This is a genomic window from Rhizobium indigoferae (assembly GCF_034554815.1).
In the GTDB taxonomy this organism is placed as follows: Bacteria; Pseudomonadota; Alphaproteobacteria; order Rhizobiales; family Rhizobiaceae; genus Rhizobium; species Rhizobium leguminosarum.
The window spans coordinates 475,949-492,383 of the sequence record NZ_CP140637.1 but is presented as its reverse complement, the minus strand read 5'-3'; the positions used below and the strand labels follow the sequence as shown (position 1 = coordinate 492,383).

The following is a 16,435-nucleotide window of genomic DNA, read 5'->3' as shown; positions in this document are numbered from 1 at the left end:
GTCACCGTGTCCTCGGATCAAGAATGCGATAAAGGAAGTCCGACAGTATGTTGATTGTCAGGAAGACGGCGCCGATCGTCAGCACGGACCCCATGACCACGTTCATGTCGTTCATCTGCAGCCCCCGGGTCAGGTACTGGCCGAGCCCCGGCCACCCGAAGACGGTTTCGATCAGCACCGCCCCCTCGAGCAGCCCGCCGAAGGTCAGCGCCATGATCGTCAGGAGCTGTACGCGGATGTTCTTGAATGCATGGCGCCAGACCACCTTGCGGGTGCCAAGCCCCTTGGCCCGGGCGGTGGTGATGTATTCCTGGCTCAGTTGCTCCAGCATGAAGCTCCGCGACATGCGGCTGATATAGGCGACGGAATAATAGCCGAGGATCGCCGCCGGCAGGATGATGTGGCCAAGGGCGTTGTGAAACACGTCCCATTGCTGCTCTATCGCCGCGTCGATCAGAAGAAAGCCGGTCACCGGCGTGACGAGACCCTCGTAGAAGACATCGATCCGGCCCGATGCGCCGACGAGCTTGAGCTTTGCATAGAAGATGAAGAGCGCCATCAACCCAGTCCAGAAGATCGGGATGGAATGGCCGGCAAGGGCGATGATGCGGGCAACGTGATCGATGATCGTTCCGCGCCTGACGGCAGCCGTGATCCCCAGGGGAACACCGATGATCGCCCCGATGATCATGGCGATGACCGCCAATTCGATGGTGGCGGGAAAAATCGTCAGGAGATCGGTGAGGATCGGCTGGCCGGTCGTCGCCGATGTGCCGAGATCGCCTGTCGCAATCTTCCCGACATAGGCGAGGAACTGCATCCAGACAGGTTGCCCGAGCCCCAGCTCATTATAGACGCGATCATAAACCTCCTTGCTCACCTCCGCCCCGGTGATGGCAAGCACCGGGTCGGCAGGCAGCAGGCGCCCCATCGAAAAGGTCAGGAAGAGCAGGCCGAGCAGCGTCGTCACGACCGCGACGGCGCGCCCTGCCAGGCGCCGCAACAGGCTCATTAGAGGGTGCGGGGCGGCATCGGCGAACCCGCCCTCCGTAGAACGACGGCTGCTTTCTCGCTTCGATGTCAGATCGGCGCTCGCCACGGCGTTCTACTCCTTGGTCACGTCATGCCAGCGCGTCGACCATGTCGTGTGCCCATGATAGCCCTTGACGTTGGCGCGCATGACATAAGGGTCGGTTCGCTGGAAGAAGATGACGAGCGGGGAGGCCATGCCGCTGTAAATGCCGTCCATCTTCTTGAAGATATCCGTGCGCTTGCCGGTATCGCGCTCCTTCATCGATTGGTCGACGAGTGTGTTGAGCTCGTCCACCTTCATGCTTGTGCGCCAAAGATAATAGCTGCCGAGACGCGCCTCGTCGCTATTGTCGGGATTGTAGGCATATTGCGTGGCGACCGCGAAAGGATCAGGCAGTCGGGCGCCGGAATTGCCAAGCAGCACTTCGTATTTTCGCTCGCGGAAGGCCGGCGTGAATTCGCCTGGCACGAGATCGAGATCGAGGCCGGCGGCGCGGGCGCTCGCCTGCAGCGCTTCGGCGAAGGGCAGTGTCGGCGCACCTGACGGATTGAGCACCTTCTTCAGCCCATTGGGGTAGCCGGCTTCCGCCAGCAGTTGCTTGGCCTTGGCAGGATCGTAATCGTAACGTGAGGCCGCTTCCTCAGGGGCACCGATCATGCCGCGCGGGATCATCGACTGCCAGGGAAAGCCGGTATAGCGCATGATGTTGCCGGAGATCGCCTTCCAGTCAAAGGCATGCTGGAAGGCCTCGCGAACCTTCGGCTTCTGCAGATCCGGGTCTTTCTGGTTGAGCGCGATATAATAGAAACCGAGGCCCGGAACGCTTTCGATCACCATGTCCTTTTTGGTGGACAGGGCGTCGAGGTCGCCGCTTGCGAGGTATTGGCCGACATCGACGTCTCCGGCTTCGAGCTGCAGTCTGAGGTTGCCGGATTCTGGGATGTGCCGGGCGACGACGCGAGCCATGGCCGGCGCCCCGCCCCAATAGTCCTTCCGTGCGTTGAAGATCGCAACGTCGTTCGGCCGCCATTGCGTCAGCGCGAACGGGCCGCTGCCGGCCGAATTGGCAGAAAGCCATGCACCGCCGAAGTCGCCATTTGCCTCATGCGACAGTGCCGTCTTCTTGTCGATGATGCCGATCGATGAGCCGGCAAGCGAATAGAGCACCAGATCGGTGTTCACAGCCTGCGGCAGCTCGATTTCGAGGGTATGCTCGTCCTTTGCCCGAACAAGCTTTTCGACGTTGTCGGGTGTAAAGCCCCAGAGGGCGACGTCGGTGGAGCCGACCTGGCCCATCTTGATGACGCGCTGAATCGACCAGGCGGCATCGTCGGCGGTTACCTTGTTGCCGCTCTGGAAGACCGCATCATCGCGCAATGTCAGCGTGATAATCTTGCCATCCGCCGAGACGCTCCATTGCGTCGCGAGCATCGGCTTCAACGTTTTGAGGTCGTCCGGCGACAGCTGCACGAGGTTGTCGTAAATGTTCGAAATCAGTTCGGAAACCGTACGGGCATTGTTCTGCGCCGGATCGAGCGTCCTTATGCCCGTGAGATTGGTGCCGATCACCAGCATATTGGGCGGCGACGCCGCGAAGCTGGGCTGCGCCGTCATCATGGCGCCGGTAATTGCGATCGTCGTCAGTACCTGTCTCAACATCTCAAGACCTCCCAATCCTGTTGTTTGTGGAAAATAGTGTCGAACTCAGCCGGCCGCCTTTGCGGAATCCTGCTGGTGTGGATGGATCTGGTTGTTGCCGGCGGCATCCCAGCGCTGAAGCAGCCGATGGAGTTCCTCGCGGTCGTGCCGATCGAGCAGCGGCAATCCCGGCACGCGCACGGGGCCGACATCGAGGCCGGAATAGGTGACGGCCTCCTTGACGACAGTCACGTTCGCACCATTGCGGAATTTGGTCCGCATCCGCTCGAACGGTTCAAGCTGGTTGACGATAGCCCTTGCCGCGCCGAAGTCTCCTCTTTCGAGTGCATCGTGAACGGCAAGCGACAAGTGCGGCGCGACATTGACGAGACCGGATGTGAAGCCGCGCGCGCCCGCAGCGGTAAATGTCGGCGCCCAGCTCTCCGCCAGGCCGCAGACGAACAGCGCGCCGGCCGGATCGGCTGCAGCGATCGCTCTGGACAGCAGCATCAGATCGGTGGTGGCAAATTTGATGCCGGCAATATTGCCGTGGTTTGCGAGACGGGTGATATCTTCGACACTGAAACCCTCGGCCCTGACATAGGCGATGAGCGGCAGGGTGGAAGCATCCGCAAGATTGCAGAAATAGTCGATCTGGGACGAAGGTGCTGCGAAAGGATCGACGGGCTGATGCGACATGACGGCGGATGCGCCGATCGTGGCCGCATCTTTCGCCATGCCGATCGCCTCGCGCAGCGATCGGCCGATTGCCGCCGTCACCGGCGCTTTGCCGTTGACGCCTGAAACCGCCGCCTCATGGACGATCCTGATTTCCTGCGGCGTGAGCGCATAGAATTCGCCGGTATTGCCGGCAGCGACAATGTTGTGAATGCCGGCTACCGCCACTCGCTCATAGACTTTCGCCGTGATCCGAGGTTCGACTTCACCTTTGCCGTCATAGGCGGTGACGGGAACACCCGATACGCCTGTAAGCGCCTTGCGCATGGTTGCGATGCTCATCTTTCTTCCCCGTTATCTTTCCATCTATTCGCTGTCATTTCGAAGGGAGGCTCGCTGTCATCCCGGAGGGTGACCTGCCCCGAAGCGGAAGGGCGGGAGGCCCTCTGCATCCACGTCAAAAGCGATGACCGTCCCCGCCTCGAAACGTCCGGTGCGGTCCGTCGACAGGCTCGTGACAAAGAGGGTGCGCAGATCCGGCCCTCCGAAACACGGCATTGTCGGTGCCGCGACCGGCAGAATGTAGATCTCGACGATTTTGCCTTCGGGCGATATTCGGTTGAGGCGACCGGCGGATACGCCGGCGCTCCAGTAGAACCCATCACGATCGGTTGTCGCGCCGTCGGGCCGACCCTCGTCTTCCGTAAAGCTGCGAAGCCGGCGCCCATCGCCGAGGTCGCCCGTATCAGCATCGAAGTCGAATGCCTGCAGGAAGCATTGCCGGCTGTCGGAGTGATACATCCGCCGGCCGTCCGGCGACCAGGCAAGGCCGTTGGAGCTCGTCAGTCCGGTTGCAACGGTCCGCGTGCGGCCATCGGCGCTTACGCGGTAAAGTGCGGCCTCATCGGTCTGCGGCTTGGCTTCGCTGATCGAGCCGATCCAGAAGTGCCCGTCGGGCCCGACCTTTCCGTCATTGAGGCGGCAGTTGATGTGGCGCCCGACTGGATCGGACACGAGCTCAAAATCTCCGGAGACGGGATCGAAGAGATGGACGCCCGTCTGGAGCGCCACGACGATTTTGTGATCGCGGCAAAGCCCGAGGGCGCCGATTGCGGCGGGCATGTCGAAGCGGTCGATCTTTCCTGAACCCGAGAGCCGGACGAGTGCTGGCGCCTGAATATCGACGAACCACAAAGTGCCGGTCTCCTCGTCCCATACCGGCGATTCACCAACCGTCAGCGGCTGCTGGATCACGGAACGGACGTCCGGGCGGATGACTAGCGGGGCCGTCATTCAACCGTCTCCAGGCTCTTGGCCAGACCCTCGGCGTCGCGCATGCGGATGGTGCCGTCGTGATTGATTTCACAGAACCCGCCACCCTGGAACGCAAGCGCGACCGGCCCTTCGGATCCCTCCTCGATGCGGGCGTGATCGCGCGGCCGATCCTGTGGCTGGTAGCCCAATCGTGCCGCCAGACCGTTGTCCCACCAGATCTCCTCGGCATCAGAAACGCCATAAACCACCGTTGCTGCGATCGACGGGTGCGACAGGCCGATCCTGACCAATTGCGCCAGGTCTCGGGCGCTGATCCAGATCGCAACGGATCGCTCGCTGTTGGGATAGGTGCCCGCATTGCCGATGCGGATGGAAAGAGAGCGAATGCCTGATGTGTCGTAATACAGCCCCGCCACAAGTTCGCCCCAGCATTTGGAAAGTCCATAAGGGCTGTCGGGGCGCATCGGGTCGAGCGGCGACACGAGCTGGCCGCGCGGATAAAAGCCCGTGGCATGGTTGCTCGATGCATAGACGACCCGCTGGACCTTGTTGGTCCGCGCCGCTTCGTAAAGATTGTATGTTCCAAGCACGTTCGCGTGCAGAATGGCGTTCATGTCGATGCCGCTTGCAATGCCGGCGAGATGAACCACACCGTCGACATCCTTCAGTGCAGCCGTCGCCTCGTCGAGCTTTGCAAGATCGGCCTTGACGAAGTTCTCGTTTTCGCCGAGCCCGGCAGGCTCCTGGAGATCGATCAGGCGCAGCTCTTCGACATGCGATCGAAGGAGCGGGCGCAGCAGAGTTCCTACACGTCCGGCAGCACCCGTCATGGCGACCCGTTTCATCATTTCTCCTCCCATTGTGCTCAAACGCCCTGGAACATGCGGGCGCGAGCATTCAGTATGTGTTTTTTCATCGCATCATGCGCTTCGGTTTCCCGGTGCGCGAAGATCGCCTCGACAATCACCGCATGCTCATCCTGGACGCTGCGGATCTGTTCCGGCGTCCGCTTCAAGCTCAAGCTTCGCGTGACGGAATGCCCGATGGCGAAATGCGGCTTGAACCACTCGCGCAGGGTGATGTGGAACTGGTTACCGGTCGCCATGGCAATTGCGTCATGCAGAGCCTGGTCTTCCTCGGCACCAAGCTCTCCGTTGCGCAGGCATTGTTCGATCGAAAGAAGCGCTGCCGTTATCCGCTCCTTGTCGGCCGGCTGCCAGTTCCGTGCGGCAAGCTCCGCCGCCTCGGCTTCGAGACCGGCGCGGAATTCGAAGAACCGCTGGACATCGGCCAAGGACCCGACCGGCACCATTTTCAGCATCGACGAATCCGGCCTCTGCCTGACATAGGAACCGGAACCCTTGCGCGAAACGACCAAGCCGTCGGCTCTCAAGCGTTCAAGCGCTTCGCGCACGACGGGTCTCGATGCGCCGAAATCTGCGGCAAGCTTCGTCTCCGGCGGCAGTCGTTCGTTCACCGGAAAGTTGCCGTCGGCGATCATCCCCACGATCTTCTCGTAGATGATGTCGCTGAAGCGCGTTGCGCCCCTGTTCGAAACGGCATCGACCGTAAATGTCATTCTGGTCCTTTTCTCTCGTCTCTCGACGCCAGGTCGCACCCTGGCTGTCGCCGACCATGATGTTCAGGGCGGCGCACAGCATCTGACAGATCGAACGTTTTTGATCCTGCTGGCCGTATTTCAGCGGCACAACATCGTATTTCGATGCTGCATCGCTACAAAATTTGTAATTATCTGTCAACTCTTGTAATCATTTGCGAACGTGTCTATGGTTCAGGTCGTAGCGCCGAGGAGGGCGCAGCGGCGGGTCGGGAGCCCGCCGCATCGGCCGGGGCAAAGGCTGCGCCGGCACAAAAGGGAGGAATTCGATGGCCAATGAAATACTGTCGCGTGGTGTCACCCGCCGCGCCGTGCTTGGCGGCATGGCTGGTGTCGCGGCGCTGTCTATCGCCGGTCGCGTCTCTGCCGCAGGTGGCGAAGCGCCAGCACTTGCGCAGCTCGCCAAGGATGGAAAGCTGCCGCCGCTCGCCGAGCGCCTGCCGAAAAAGCCGATGGTCGTGACGCCGTTCGAGAAAGTCGGCACCTACGGCGGTTCGCTGCGCCGAGGCCTTCGCGGTTCATCCGACCATAACGGCATCCTGCGCATGGTCGGCAACCAGAGCCTCGTGCGCTGGAACCTCGATTTTACCGCCGTGCAGCCGAACCTTGCCGAACGCTGGGAAGTCAGCGATGACGCAACGCAATTCACGTTCCATCTCATCGAAGGCGTGCGCTGGTCGGACGGTCATCCCTTTACGGCCGATGACGTCGTCTTCGCGATCGAAGATTGCGTCAAGAACACCGAGCTTTACAGCTCGACACCGGCGCAGCTTGCGGTCGCCGGCAAGCCGGTCACCGTCGAGAAGATCGACGATTATACGGTGAAGTTCACCTTTGCGGCCGCCAACGCGCTTTATCTGGAAAACCTTGCCACGCCACTTGGTCAGCATCCGACGCTGTTCCCGAAGCATTACTGCAGCCAGTTCCTGCCGAAATATAATCCGAATATCGAGGCCGATGCGAAGAAGGCCGGCGTCACCAGCTGGACAGAGCTGTTCCGCAGCCGTTGCGGCGACATAGAGATCCCGTCGCGATGGGGCAATGTCGACAAGCCGACACTCGATCCATGGGTGATCAAGGAGCCCTACGCCGGTGGCGCGACGCGCGTCGTCATGACCCGCAACCCTTATTTCTGGCAGGTCGATACCGAGGGCAACCAGCTTCCCTACATCGATGAAATCAACTTCGGCATCTCGCAGGACGTCGAATCGCTGATGCTGAATGTCATCTCGGGAAAGATCGACATCCAGGAACGTCATATCAGCGTTCTGGCCAACAAGCCCACACTGTCCAAGAACATGGAGAAAGGCGATTATCGGCTGCTGACGCTCGTGCCTTCGGCCTCGCAACAGTGCCAGATCTACTTCAACATCACCCACAAAGATCCTGCCATGCGCAAGATGTTTGCGGACAAGGCGTTCCGGCAAGCGCTTTCGATCGGCATCAATCGCCCGGAGCTCATCGACATCGTCTATTTCGGACAGAGCGAGCCCTACCAGGCTGGGCCGCGTCCGACCCATCCCTGGTATAACGAGAAATACGCGCGCCAGTTCACCGAATATGACGCCGACAAGGCAGGCGCGATGCTCGATGAGGCCGGATACAAGAAAGGCGGCGACGGTTTCCGGCTCCGGCCCGACGGCCAGAAGGTATTCTTCTCGATCGACGTCATTCCGACGCTCTATCCCGACCTCGTCGATGCCCTGGAACTGGTCAAGACGCATTGGGCCCAGATCGGTATCGACATGAAGGTCAACACGATCGAGCGGGCGCTCTATTACACCCGCGGCGACGACAATGCCCATGATGCGGCGGTATGGCCAGGCCCCGGCGGTCTCGATCCGATGCTCGATCCGCGCGATTTCTTCGCTTTCCATCCGCAGGGCTCGCGTTATGCCATTCCATGGACGCTTTGGTACACCTCCAATGGTGCACGTGGCGAAGAACCGCCGGAAAGCCAGAAGAAGCGCATGAAGCTCTTCGACGAAGCACGTTCGACGGCTGATCTCGACAAGCGCGGCGCGATCATGAAGCAGATCTTCGACATCGCGGCTGAGGAGTTCGAGACCGTCGGCCTTTGCCTTGCTGTCGGCGGTTTCGGCATCATCCGCAACAATCTGCGCAATGTTCCCGAGAAGGAGCCGGATAGCTGGTCCTGGCCCAATCCCGGCCCTGCAATGCCGCAGCAATTCACCTTCACGAGCTGATTTTCGTCTTAAGCGCCGTGCCCGACGGTACGGCGCTTTCTTTCAGTTCGCCCTCCGAGATGCCTTGCCGGTCCTGACGGCCGACAAGGCCAGGTGGGCGGCGTTCAATGCAAGAGGCGCCTCATGCTGGTCTTTATCGCCAAACGCTTCCTATGGATGATTCCATCGCTGTTTGCCGTCAGCTTCCTCGCTTTCGTGCTGATCCAGCTGCCGCCGGGCGATTACGTCACGACCTATATTGCGACGCTGGCAGCCTCCAACGAGATCGTCGATCAGAACACAGCGGCGCAGTTGCGCGAGCGCTTTGGCCTCGGCGACCCTATGCTCATCCAATATTTCAAATGGATATGGGGCATTCTTACACGCGGCGATTTCGGCATTTCCTTCGAATGGCAGCAGCCGGTCTCTGACCTGATCTGGGAGCGTATGGCGCTGACGCTCGTTCTGGCTCTGTCGACATTGATCGCCACCTGGGCGATCGCACTGCCGATCGGCGTCTATTCCGCGGTGCGCAAATATTCGATCGGCGACTATTTCTTCACTGCCTTCACCTTTTTCGGCCTGGCCGTTCCGTCCTTCCTGCTGGCGCTGGTACTGATGTATGTCGCGGCGGTCGAATTCGGACAGGATGTCGGCGGGCTCTTTTCGCCGGAATATGAGAACGCGTCCTGGAGCTTCGCCAAGATGGTCGACCTCTTCTCGCATCTCTGGCTTCCCGTCATTATCCTTGCCGTCTCCTCGACGGCGAGCCTCATCCGCGTCATGCGCGCGAACATGCTCGATGAGCTGCCGAAGCCTTACGTCACAACGGCACGGGCAAAAGGTCTCTCTGAGTTCCGGCTGCTGATGAAATATCCTCTGATGATCGCGCTCAATCCGTTCATCTCGACGATTGCCTGGCTGCTGCCCAACCTCATTTCCGGCTCGGTCGTCGTCGCCATCGTCCTCAATCTGCCAACGGCAGCACCTTTGCTGCTGCAGGCGCTGATGGCCCAGGACATGTATCTCGCCGGCGCCTTCGTTCTGCTGATCTGCGCGCTGACGCTGATAGGCTCTTTGATCAGCGACATCCTGCTTGCGCTGGTCGATCCCCGCATCCGGTTGGAATAGGAGCCTTATTATGGCCGACATCACCGTCACGAACATTCCGCCGGATCGCGCCGCCGTCGCGTCGCAGTGGCAGCTCATCTGGTGGGCTTTTCGCCGGCATCGGCTGGCCATGGTGGCGCTCGTCGTCACCGTGCTGATGTATATCGTCGCCCTGCTTCCCGGCTTCTTCGCCATCAACGATCCGAACCTGCAAAATGCGCGGGCGACTTTTCACCCGCCGCAGAGATTGCATCTGATCGATACGCAGAACGGGTTCTCCTTCGGCCCGCATTATTATCCGATGAAGCTGACCCGCGATCCTGAGACGCTGGCCGCCATCTTCAAGGAAGACACGACAAAACGTGTCGACGTCCAGTTCTTCGGGCGCGGCTACGAATATTCCGTGTTCGGCTTGTTCAGGACCAACATCCATCTGATCGCTTCACCCGACAAGACGACGCCATTGCTTCTCTTCGGCGCCGACAGGCTTGGGCGCGATGTCTTCAGCCGAACGGTCCAAGGCTCGCAGATCTCGTTGTCGATCGGCCTCGTCGGTGTCTTCTTCTCGCTCATGCTCGGCATCGTGCTCGGCGGTATCTCGGGATATTACGGCGGCCGCATCGATTTCTTCCTGCAGCGGGTGATCGATTTTGTGCTGTCGCTGCCGACGATCCCGATCTGGTTGGCAATGGCCGCGGCGCTGCCACAGGACTGGCCTGCGACGCTGCAATATATGATGATCACGATCATCCTGTCGCTGACCGGTTGGGCACAGCTCGCCCGCGTCGTTCGCGGCCGCTTCCTGTCTTTGCGCACCGAGGAATTCGTCGCCGCCGCCAGGCTCGACGGTGTTCGCGAAAGGCGCATCATCTTTCGCCACATGCTGCCGAGCTTTGCCAGCCATATCATCGCGTCGATCACGCTTGCGGTGCCGGCGATGATCCTTGCCGAAACCTCTCTCTCCTTCCTCGGGCTCGGTCTGCAGCCGCCGACCATCTCCTGGGGCGTGCTTCTGCGCGAGGCCCAGAACATTCGCTCGATCGCCACCGCGCCATGGCTCTTCATGCCGGGCTGTGCCGTCGTGGTCGCCGTGATGGCGCTCAACCTTCTCGGCGACGGCCTGCGCGATGCGGCCGATCCCTACAACAAATGAGGCCGGCATGACCGATATCGTTCCCATTGCCGGCAGGCCGCTGCTCCAGGTGAAAAATCTGACGGTCGAGTTTCCTCTGCGCACCGGCGTCTTTCGCGCCGTTAGCGATCTGTCTTTCTCGATCGAGCCGGGCAAGACGCTCTGTGTCGTCGGCGAAAGCGGATCCGGCAAGTCGGTGACGGCGCGATCGATCCTGCAGATCGTCGATGCGCCCGGCCGCATATCCGGCGGATCGATCATACTGAACGATCAGGACGGCGGCTCGATCGATCTGACCAGCCTCAACCCGCGCGGGCGTCAGATCCGAGCGATCCGCGGCCGCGACATCGCCATGATCTTCCAGGAGCCGATGTCGTCGCTGTCACCGATCCACACGGTCGGCAACCAGATCGTCGAGGCGCTTCGCCTTCACACCAGGATGAGCAAGGCAGAGGCGCGCGCTGAAGCCATATCGCTGCTCAAGCAGGTCGAAATTCCCTCGCCTGATAAAGCGCTGGATCGATATGCCTTTCAATATTCCGGCGGGATGCGTCAGCGCGCGATGATTGCCATGGCGCTCGCCTGCAAACCGCAGCTGCTGATCGCCGACGAGCCGACCACGGCCCTCGACGTGACGACCCAGGCCGAAATTCTAGACCTGATCGCCCGGCTGCAGAAGGCCAAGGGCATGGCCGTTCTGTTCATTACGCATGACATGGGCGTCGTGGCGCAGATCGCCGACGATGTGCTCGTCATGCATAACGGCGTCGCCAAGGAATATGCGCCGGTCGAGCAGATTTTTCATGCGCCGCAAGACGACTATACCCGCATGCTGATCGGCTCGGTGCTGAAGCTGGAAGCAAAGGCCGAAATCCGACAGGCGCGCCCGCCGCTCGATACGACTGCGCCTCCGATCCTCGAACTCCGCAACGTATCGATGGATTTCGGCGAGGTGAAAGCGCTGGACGATGTTTCCATTTCGCTTCTGCCGGGCGAAACGCTGGGCATCGTCGGCGAGAGCGGCTCCGGCAAGACGACGATGGGCCGATCTATTATGCGGCTGATCGATCCGACTGCAGGTGAAATCCTCTATCGCCGCGCCGACGGCGACATCATCGATCTGGCAACGGCAAAAGGTCACACGCTTGCCGCCGCACGGCGGGAATTGCGAATGGTGTTTCAGGATCCTTTCGGCTCCCTCAACCCGCGCATGACCGTCTCCCAGATCATCGGCGAGCCGCTGCTCGTCAATGGCGTCGCAAAGGGGCGGGCGCTGGAGGAGCGCGTTTGCCATCTGATGGAACAGGTTGGCCTCGATCCGAGGGCGCGCGAACGCTACCCGCACGCATTCTCCGGCGGCCAGCGCCAGCGCATCGGCATTGCCCGAGCCATCACCCTCAATCCGCGTGTCATCGTTGCCGATGAGGCAACCTCGGCGCTCGACGTCTCCGTGCGCTCGCAGGTGCTCGATCTGTTGATGCGCCTGCAGGACGAACTCGGTCTCGCCTATATCTTCATCAGCCATGACATCGGCGTTATCCGCTACATGTGCGACCGTGTCGGCGTCATGTACAAAGGCCAGCTCGTCGAAATTGGCGATGCGGAGAAGGTCTGCCGCACGCCCGAGCACGCCTATACGCAGGCGCTCATATCAGCGATCCCGCGCCCCGATCCGCGCGATCGCGATCATTCGCGGCGTTTCCGCTACGTCGCGCCGGACATTCTGAAAAATGGAACTTTTCAGCGATGAAAATTACCGGGATCCGCACTTTTCTCATGCATGTCGGTCAGCCCGACCCCGCGAACTGGGCTTCCGACCAACGTTCTGGCGGTGGCGCCTCCAAGCAGTTTGGCGGCACCAGAAACTGGCTCTTTCTGAAGATCGATACCGACGAGGGCATCACCGGCATCGGTGAATGCTCAGGCTGGCCGCGCGTCGTCGAGACGGCGATCCATGATCTCGCCCCACTCCTCGTGGGCGAAGATCCGGCTCATATCGAACGGCTGTGGCAGAAGATGCATATCGCCATGATGGGCCATGGCATGCTCGGGACGGTCGGCGGCGGTGCGATGACCGGCATCGACATGGCGCTTTGGGACATCAAGGGCAAGGCGCTCGGCGTGCCTGTCTGGATGCTGCTCGGCGGCAAGGTGCGTGACCGGATTCCGATCTATTCGCATGCGAATACGCCCGAGCGAGCGCTTGCCCTCAAAGAGCGCGGCATAAGGGCGATCAAATGCGGCGGTGTCGCCGATCCGGTCCGCAAGGTCGCCGCGTTGCGTGACGCCGTCGGCGACGACATGGACATCGCCATCGATCTGCATGGGCCGCCGTGGCTGACGCCTGCGGATGCCTGCCGGCTGGTTCGGGCGCTCGAACCCTATGAATTGATGTGGGTGGAAGATCCGATCGCGCCGGAGAATTTCGACGGCTACCGGCGCATCCGCGACGCAGCGCATGTGCCGCTTGCGGCCGGCGAACGTTCGGCGACTATCTTCGGCGAGCGCGAGCTCATCGAAAAGGAGCTGGTGGACGTGATCCAGCCGGACACGGGCCGGGCCGGCGGCATCACCCAGATGAAGAAGATCGCTGCCATGGCCGAGGCGCATCATATCCAGATGGCGCCGCATTCGGGCTCGCTCGGGCCGGTGGCGGAATATGCGGCTCTGCATCTGCTTGCGGCGATCCCGAACGCCCTCATCCTCGAGCGCCTCGACGATGACTGGGACGGCCGCCGCCAGACGATCGTGCCGCATCCGCAACAGGTCGGCGGCTTGATCGCCGTTCCTGATGGGCCAGGACTTGGCTGCGATATCGACGAGGCTTTCGTGGCGCGCTTCCCCAGCGAAGGCAATGTCTCGGTGCCGCAAAGTGCCGGCGCCTACAATCCCGGAACCGACAACGAGCATCTCTACGTGCAGACGCGCCTGTCACGCCGCACCTATTTCAATCGCTAGAAGGACAGAAAGATGAAGATCGACCGCATGCGGGTTTTCATGACCCGCGACAAGGACCGTCCCCGCGTGATCGTCGCGCTCGACACCGATGACGGGCTAACAGGCTGGGGCGAATGCTACAATCACGGGCCCGACAAGGCGCTTCCGCCGCTCCTGGATTATCTTTACGAATTTCTGTCCGGCCAGGATCCGACACGCGTCGACTATCTCGTCAATCTGTTGATCCAGCAAAGCCGGTTCCCGCCGGGCGCGCTCGGCCTTGCCGCGATCTCCGCGCTCGATCACTGCCTGTGGGACCTCGCCGCCAAGGCGGCAAACGTTCCGGTCTACAAGCTGCTGGGCGGCGAGGTGCGCGACCGCATCAAGGTCTATGCCGGCGTCTATACCGCACCGGATGCACCGGCGGCCCGCGACGAGTTCGATCGTCTGAAGGAAGGGTGGGGTTTCACCGCCTTCAAGCTCAGCCCCTGGCGTATCGACATGCACTCCAATCGCTGGGGCAATGTCGTCAAAGCCTCGGCGGATTATTTCCGCTCGCTGCGCGAAACGGTCAATGACGAATATGAGATCGCCTTCGACGCCCATGCGAAGATTTTCGAGCCGATCGCCGCAAGGCAACTCGGCAATGCCTTGGCGCCCTACGACCCTCTGTTTTTCGAGGAGCCGCTGCGTCCTGAAAATATCGAGGCTTGGGGCGATCTGAAACAGGGGCTCAACTGCGTGCTGGCGACCGGCGAGTCGCTCTATAACAGAAACGAGTTCCTGCGCCTGTTGCAGGTCAAGGGCGCCGACCTCATCCAGCCCGACATCTGCGTCGTCGGCGGCATCAGCGAAATGCGCCGTATTGCCACCCTCGCCGAAGCCTTCTTCGTCGGCGTGGCGCCGCACAACCCGATGGGTCCGCTGGCGACGGCGGTCAACGTTCATTTTTCGGCGACGGCACAGAATTTCCGTATCCTCGAATACCGGCTGCCAAAGGGACAGGCCTACGTCTATGGCGGCCTCGATATCGAGAAGCGGGAGGGGGAAACCCGTTACGTCGTTGATCCCTATCTGCCGAAGGACGGCTATCTGGAGCTGCGTCCCGACCGGCCGGGCTGGGGCGTCGAAATGGACGAGAAGGCGATGGAAGAGGAAGGCTACATCCATTGGCAGCGGCGCGTGCCGAAGCGGCCCGACGGCTCCTACGCCTTCGCCTGAGGGCATTGCCCCTTTAAAAACAGGAGCTGGCCGCCCGGATGGACGCGGCCAGCTCCCGCAGGGCTCTAGGCATCTTTCGGCAGCACTGAGCGAACCCTTGCGATGAAGACATGGAAGTCCTGCATGAAAGTGCGAAGGAAATCGGCGGTGGTGTCTTTCGTGACCTCGCCGTCATCGGTGATCAAACCCGGCGTGAACTGGATGTAGGCTTCCGGGGCATTCATCTGGGGAGAGTTGCAGAAACTGAGCACGCTGCGCAAATTCTGCTGGGCGACTGCTGTGCCTATCGCGCCCGGCGATGTGCCGATCACCGCTGACGGCTACGTGTGAACGAGTTGGTGCCGTAGGGGCGGCTCGCCCAGTCGATTGCGTTTTTCAGCCCACCGGGTATGGATCGATTGTATTCAGGCGTGACGAACAGCACGGCGTCGACGGCTGCGATTGCCGCCTTGAATGTCTTGCCAGCCGGAGGGTAGTCGGCGTCATAGTCGTAGCTGTAGAGCGGCAGGTCCTTGAAGGATATCTCCGACATTTCAAGTTCCGGCGGGGCGAACCGCACCAACGCCTTGGCGAGCTTGCGGTTGATCGAGCCCTTGGCCAGGCTGCCGATGAGATAACCTACTTTATGCGTGGTCATGGCGTTCTCCAATATCTCGCATGATGATGGCAAGTCACTATTCGCCGAGGAACGTGACCGTCTCGCCGAGCGGGGCGCGGCCTGTACGGGCATAACTGACCGTGGGGTCCTCGTACCCGATCGACATGCCGCAGAAGAGGATGAGCCCGTCCGGGGGTGACAGGACCTCCGCGACCGTCTCGCGAACCTGCGACCACGCCATCTGCGGGCAACTGTGAAGACCTTCGGCGCGGAGCAGCAGCATGACCGTCTGCAGATACATGCCGACGTCGGCCCATTGGGGCAGGCCCAGGTCACTATCGATATAGCAGAACAGGGCGGCGGGCGCGCCGAAACAGTTCCAGTTGGCGATTGCTGCCCGCTGGCGCGCCTCCCAATCTTCTCGCGCAATACCGAGCGCGCTGTAGCGCTCCTTGCCGAAGGCGGACCGGCGCTCCCCATAGGGGGGCTTCAGTGCGGGCGGGTACATCTCGTACTGCCGCTTGTCCCAGGCGTCGCCATGGGCCACGCGCTCGACGGCGGACGTCTTGAGCTCAGCCAGCGGCGCGCCGGTCATCACGTAGGTGTTCCACGGCTGGATGTTCGATCCTGACGGCGACCAAGCTGCGGCGGACAGCACACGCTCAAGCACCTCCCTCTCCACAGGCTTGTCTTTGAACCCGCGCACCGATCGTCGACTTTTGACTGCCTCATATACGTCCATGACCGCCTCCGTCCGCCCGGACGGCCGGGCCAGCGTTGTGGCCCAACATCGCGCCTGGCAGCGCTCGCATCCCATCGCTGACCGCCGTTACGTCAACCTCGCCGATATCAAGCGCATAGCGCAACGGGACCAGCTCGCCGGGTTTCAGTCTGCCGGGGTATGAGGTGTTGTCCATACTCATGGTCGTCTCGTCCTGACTGTTCCGTTCCTGATGTGGTTCATTATCTCCATTCGCAATGGAGGCGTAATCACACCGTGGTCTAGGAG

The 16,435-nt window shown here is 61.2% G+C and carries 13 protein-coding genes and 1 pseudogene; 6 read left to right on the top strand and 8 right to left on the bottom strand.

The genetic code is table 11. The features are described 5' to 3' along the window. Window position 1: 1 nt before the first annotated feature. Genes U5G49_RS28815 through U5G49_RS28790 form a run of 6 tightly spaced genes read right to left on the bottom strand, consistent with a single transcriptional unit; the run spans window position 2 to window position 6,203 of the window. Window positions 2–1,099, bottom strand: a complete 1,098-nt coding sequence (locus tag U5G49_RS28815; protein WP_193442867.1) for an ABC transporter permease — start codon at window positions 1,097–1,099, stop codon at window positions 2–4. Between the two features lie 6 nt (window positions 1,100–1,105). Beyond that, entirely contained in the window at window positions 1,106–2,692 is a 1,587-nt protein-coding gene (locus U5G49_RS28810) for an ABC transporter substrate-binding protein (protein ID WP_018444929.1), read from the bottom strand. Window positions 2,693–2,737: 45 nt separating this feature from the next. Then, on the bottom strand, window positions 2,738–3,691 hold the full coding sequence (locus U5G49_RS28805; protein ID WP_018444928.1) for a dihydrodipicolinate synthase family protein: 954 nt from the start codon (window positions 3,689–3,691) through the stop codon (window positions 2,738–2,740). Between the two features lie 57 nt (window positions 3,692–3,748). Continuing rightward, a complete protein-coding gene (locus U5G49_RS28800; protein WP_131598498.1) occupies window positions 3,749–4,642 on the bottom strand; it encodes an SMP-30/gluconolactonase/LRE family protein in 894 nt (297 codons plus the stop codon). Further along, window positions 4,639–5,469, bottom strand: a complete 831-nt coding sequence (locus U5G49_RS28795; RefSeq protein ID WP_193443048.1) for an NAD-dependent epimerase/dehydratase family protein — start codon at window positions 5,467–5,469, stop codon at window positions 4,639–4,641. The genes U5G49_RS28800 and U5G49_RS28795 overlap by 4 nt, the downstream gene beginning before the upstream one ends. A 20-nt stretch (window positions 5,470–5,489) precedes the next feature. Continuing rightward, window positions 5,490–6,203 (bottom strand): FadR/GntR family transcriptional regulator, encoded by a 714-nt coding sequence (locus tag U5G49_RS28790; protein WP_020493434.1) that lies wholly within the window; start codon window positions 6,201–6,203, stop codon window positions 5,490–5,492. A 308-nt stretch (window positions 6,204–6,511) separates the two neighbouring features. On the opposite strand from U5G49_RS28790, the gene U5G49_RS28785 reads away from it, so the two are divergent. The 6 genes from U5G49_RS28785 to U5G49_RS28760 all read left to right on the top strand — a co-directional run bounded on the left by U5G49_RS28785 (window position 6,512) and on the right by U5G49_RS28760 (window position 14,828). After that, on the top strand, window positions 6,512–8,449 hold the full coding sequence (locus U5G49_RS28785; RefSeq protein ID WP_018245807.1) for an ABC transporter substrate-binding protein: 1,938 nt from the start codon (window positions 6,512–6,514) through the stop codon (window positions 8,447–8,449). A gap of 123 nt (window positions 8,450–8,572) precedes the next feature. Further along, entirely contained in the window at window positions 8,573–9,559 is a 987-nt protein-coding gene (locus tag U5G49_RS28780) for an ABC transporter permease (protein ID WP_018245806.1), read from the top strand. A 10-nt stretch (window positions 9,560–9,569) separates the two neighbouring features. Then, window positions 9,570–10,691, top strand: a complete 1,122-nt coding sequence (locus U5G49_RS28775) for an ABC transporter permease (protein WP_017967395.1) — start codon at window positions 9,570–9,572, stop codon at window positions 10,689–10,691. Window positions 10,692–10,698: 7 nt separating this feature from the next. Further along, window positions 10,699–12,420: an ABC transporter ATP-binding protein gene (locus tag U5G49_RS28770; RefSeq protein WP_018444923.1), complete on the top strand. Its 1,722-nt coding sequence runs from the start codon at window positions 10,699–10,701 to the stop codon at window positions 12,418–12,420. Continuing rightward, on the top strand, window positions 12,417–13,628 hold the full coding sequence (locus U5G49_RS28765) for a mandelate racemase/muconate lactonizing enzyme family protein (protein ID WP_193442869.1): 1,212 nt from the start codon (window positions 12,417–12,419) through the stop codon (window positions 13,626–13,628). Before U5G49_RS28770 ends, U5G49_RS28765 begins: the two co-directional genes overlap by 4 nt. Before the next feature lie 12 nt (window positions 13,629–13,640). After that, the gene (locus U5G49_RS28760) at window positions 13,641–14,828 is read left to right on the top strand and encodes a galactarate dehydratase (protein WP_193442871.1); all 1,188 of its coding nucleotides are present in this window, start codon (window positions 13,641–13,643) and stop codon (window positions 14,826–14,828) included. 65 nt (window positions 14,829–14,893) lie between these two features. Here U5G49_RS28760 and U5G49_RS28755 read toward each other — a convergent pair. Both U5G49_RS28755 and U5G49_RS28750 read right to left on the bottom strand, forming a co-directional pair. Next, window positions 14,894–15,465: pseudogene (locus U5G49_RS28755) on the bottom strand (NADPH-dependent FMN reductase). 37 nt (window positions 15,466–15,502) lie between these two features. Continuing rightward, a complete protein-coding gene (locus tag U5G49_RS28750; protein WP_193442874.1) occupies window positions 15,503–16,168 on the bottom strand; it encodes a nitroreductase in 666 nt (221 codons plus the stop codon). Window positions 16,169–16,435: the final 267 nt, after the last annotated feature.

Bases quoted from the DNA above. Each gene is read 5' to 3' on its own strand.
- U5G49_RS28810 (WP_018444929.1), bottom strand. From the start codon at position 2,692: ATGTTGAGACAGGTACTGACGACGATCGCAATTACCGGCGCCATGATG.
- U5G49_RS28805 (WP_018444928.1), bottom strand. From the start codon at position 3,691: ATGAGCATCGCAACCATGCGCAAGGCGCTTACAGGCGTATCGGGTGTT.
- U5G49_RS28800 (WP_131598498.1), bottom strand. From the start codon at position 4,642: ATGACGGCCCCGCTAGTCATCCGCCCGGACGTCCGTTCCGTGATCCAG.
- U5G49_RS28795 (WP_193443048.1), bottom strand. From the start codon at position 5,469: ATGAAACGGGTCGCCATGACGGGTGCTGCCGGACGTGTAGGAACTCTG.
- U5G49_RS28790 (WP_020493434.1), bottom strand. From the start codon at position 6,203: ATGACATTTACGGTCGATGCCGTTTCGAACAGGGGCGCAACGCGCTTC.
- U5G49_RS28785 (WP_018245807.1), top strand. From the start codon at position 6,512: ATGGCCAATGAAATACTGTCGCGTGGTGTCACCCGCCGCGCCGTGCTT.
- U5G49_RS28780 (WP_018245806.1), top strand. From the start codon at position 8,573: ATGCTGGTCTTTATCGCCAAACGCTTCCTATGGATGATTCCATCGCTG.
- U5G49_RS28775 (WP_017967395.1), top strand. From the start codon at position 9,570: ATGGCCGACATCACCGTCACGAACATTCCGCCGGATCGCGCCGCCGTC.
- U5G49_RS28770 (WP_018444923.1), top strand. From the start codon at position 10,699: ATGACCGATATCGTTCCCATTGCCGGCAGGCCGCTGCTCCAGGTGAAA.
- U5G49_RS28765 (WP_193442869.1), top strand. From the start codon at position 12,417: ATGAAAATTACCGGGATCCGCACTTTTCTCATGCATGTCGGTCAGCCC.
- U5G49_RS28760 (WP_193442871.1), top strand. From the start codon at position 13,641: ATGAAGATCGACCGCATGCGGGTTTTCATGACCCGCGACAAGGACCGT.
- U5G49_RS28750 (WP_193442874.1), bottom strand. From the start codon at position 16,168: ATGGACGTATATGAGGCAGTCAAAAGTCGACGATCGGTGCGCGGGTTC.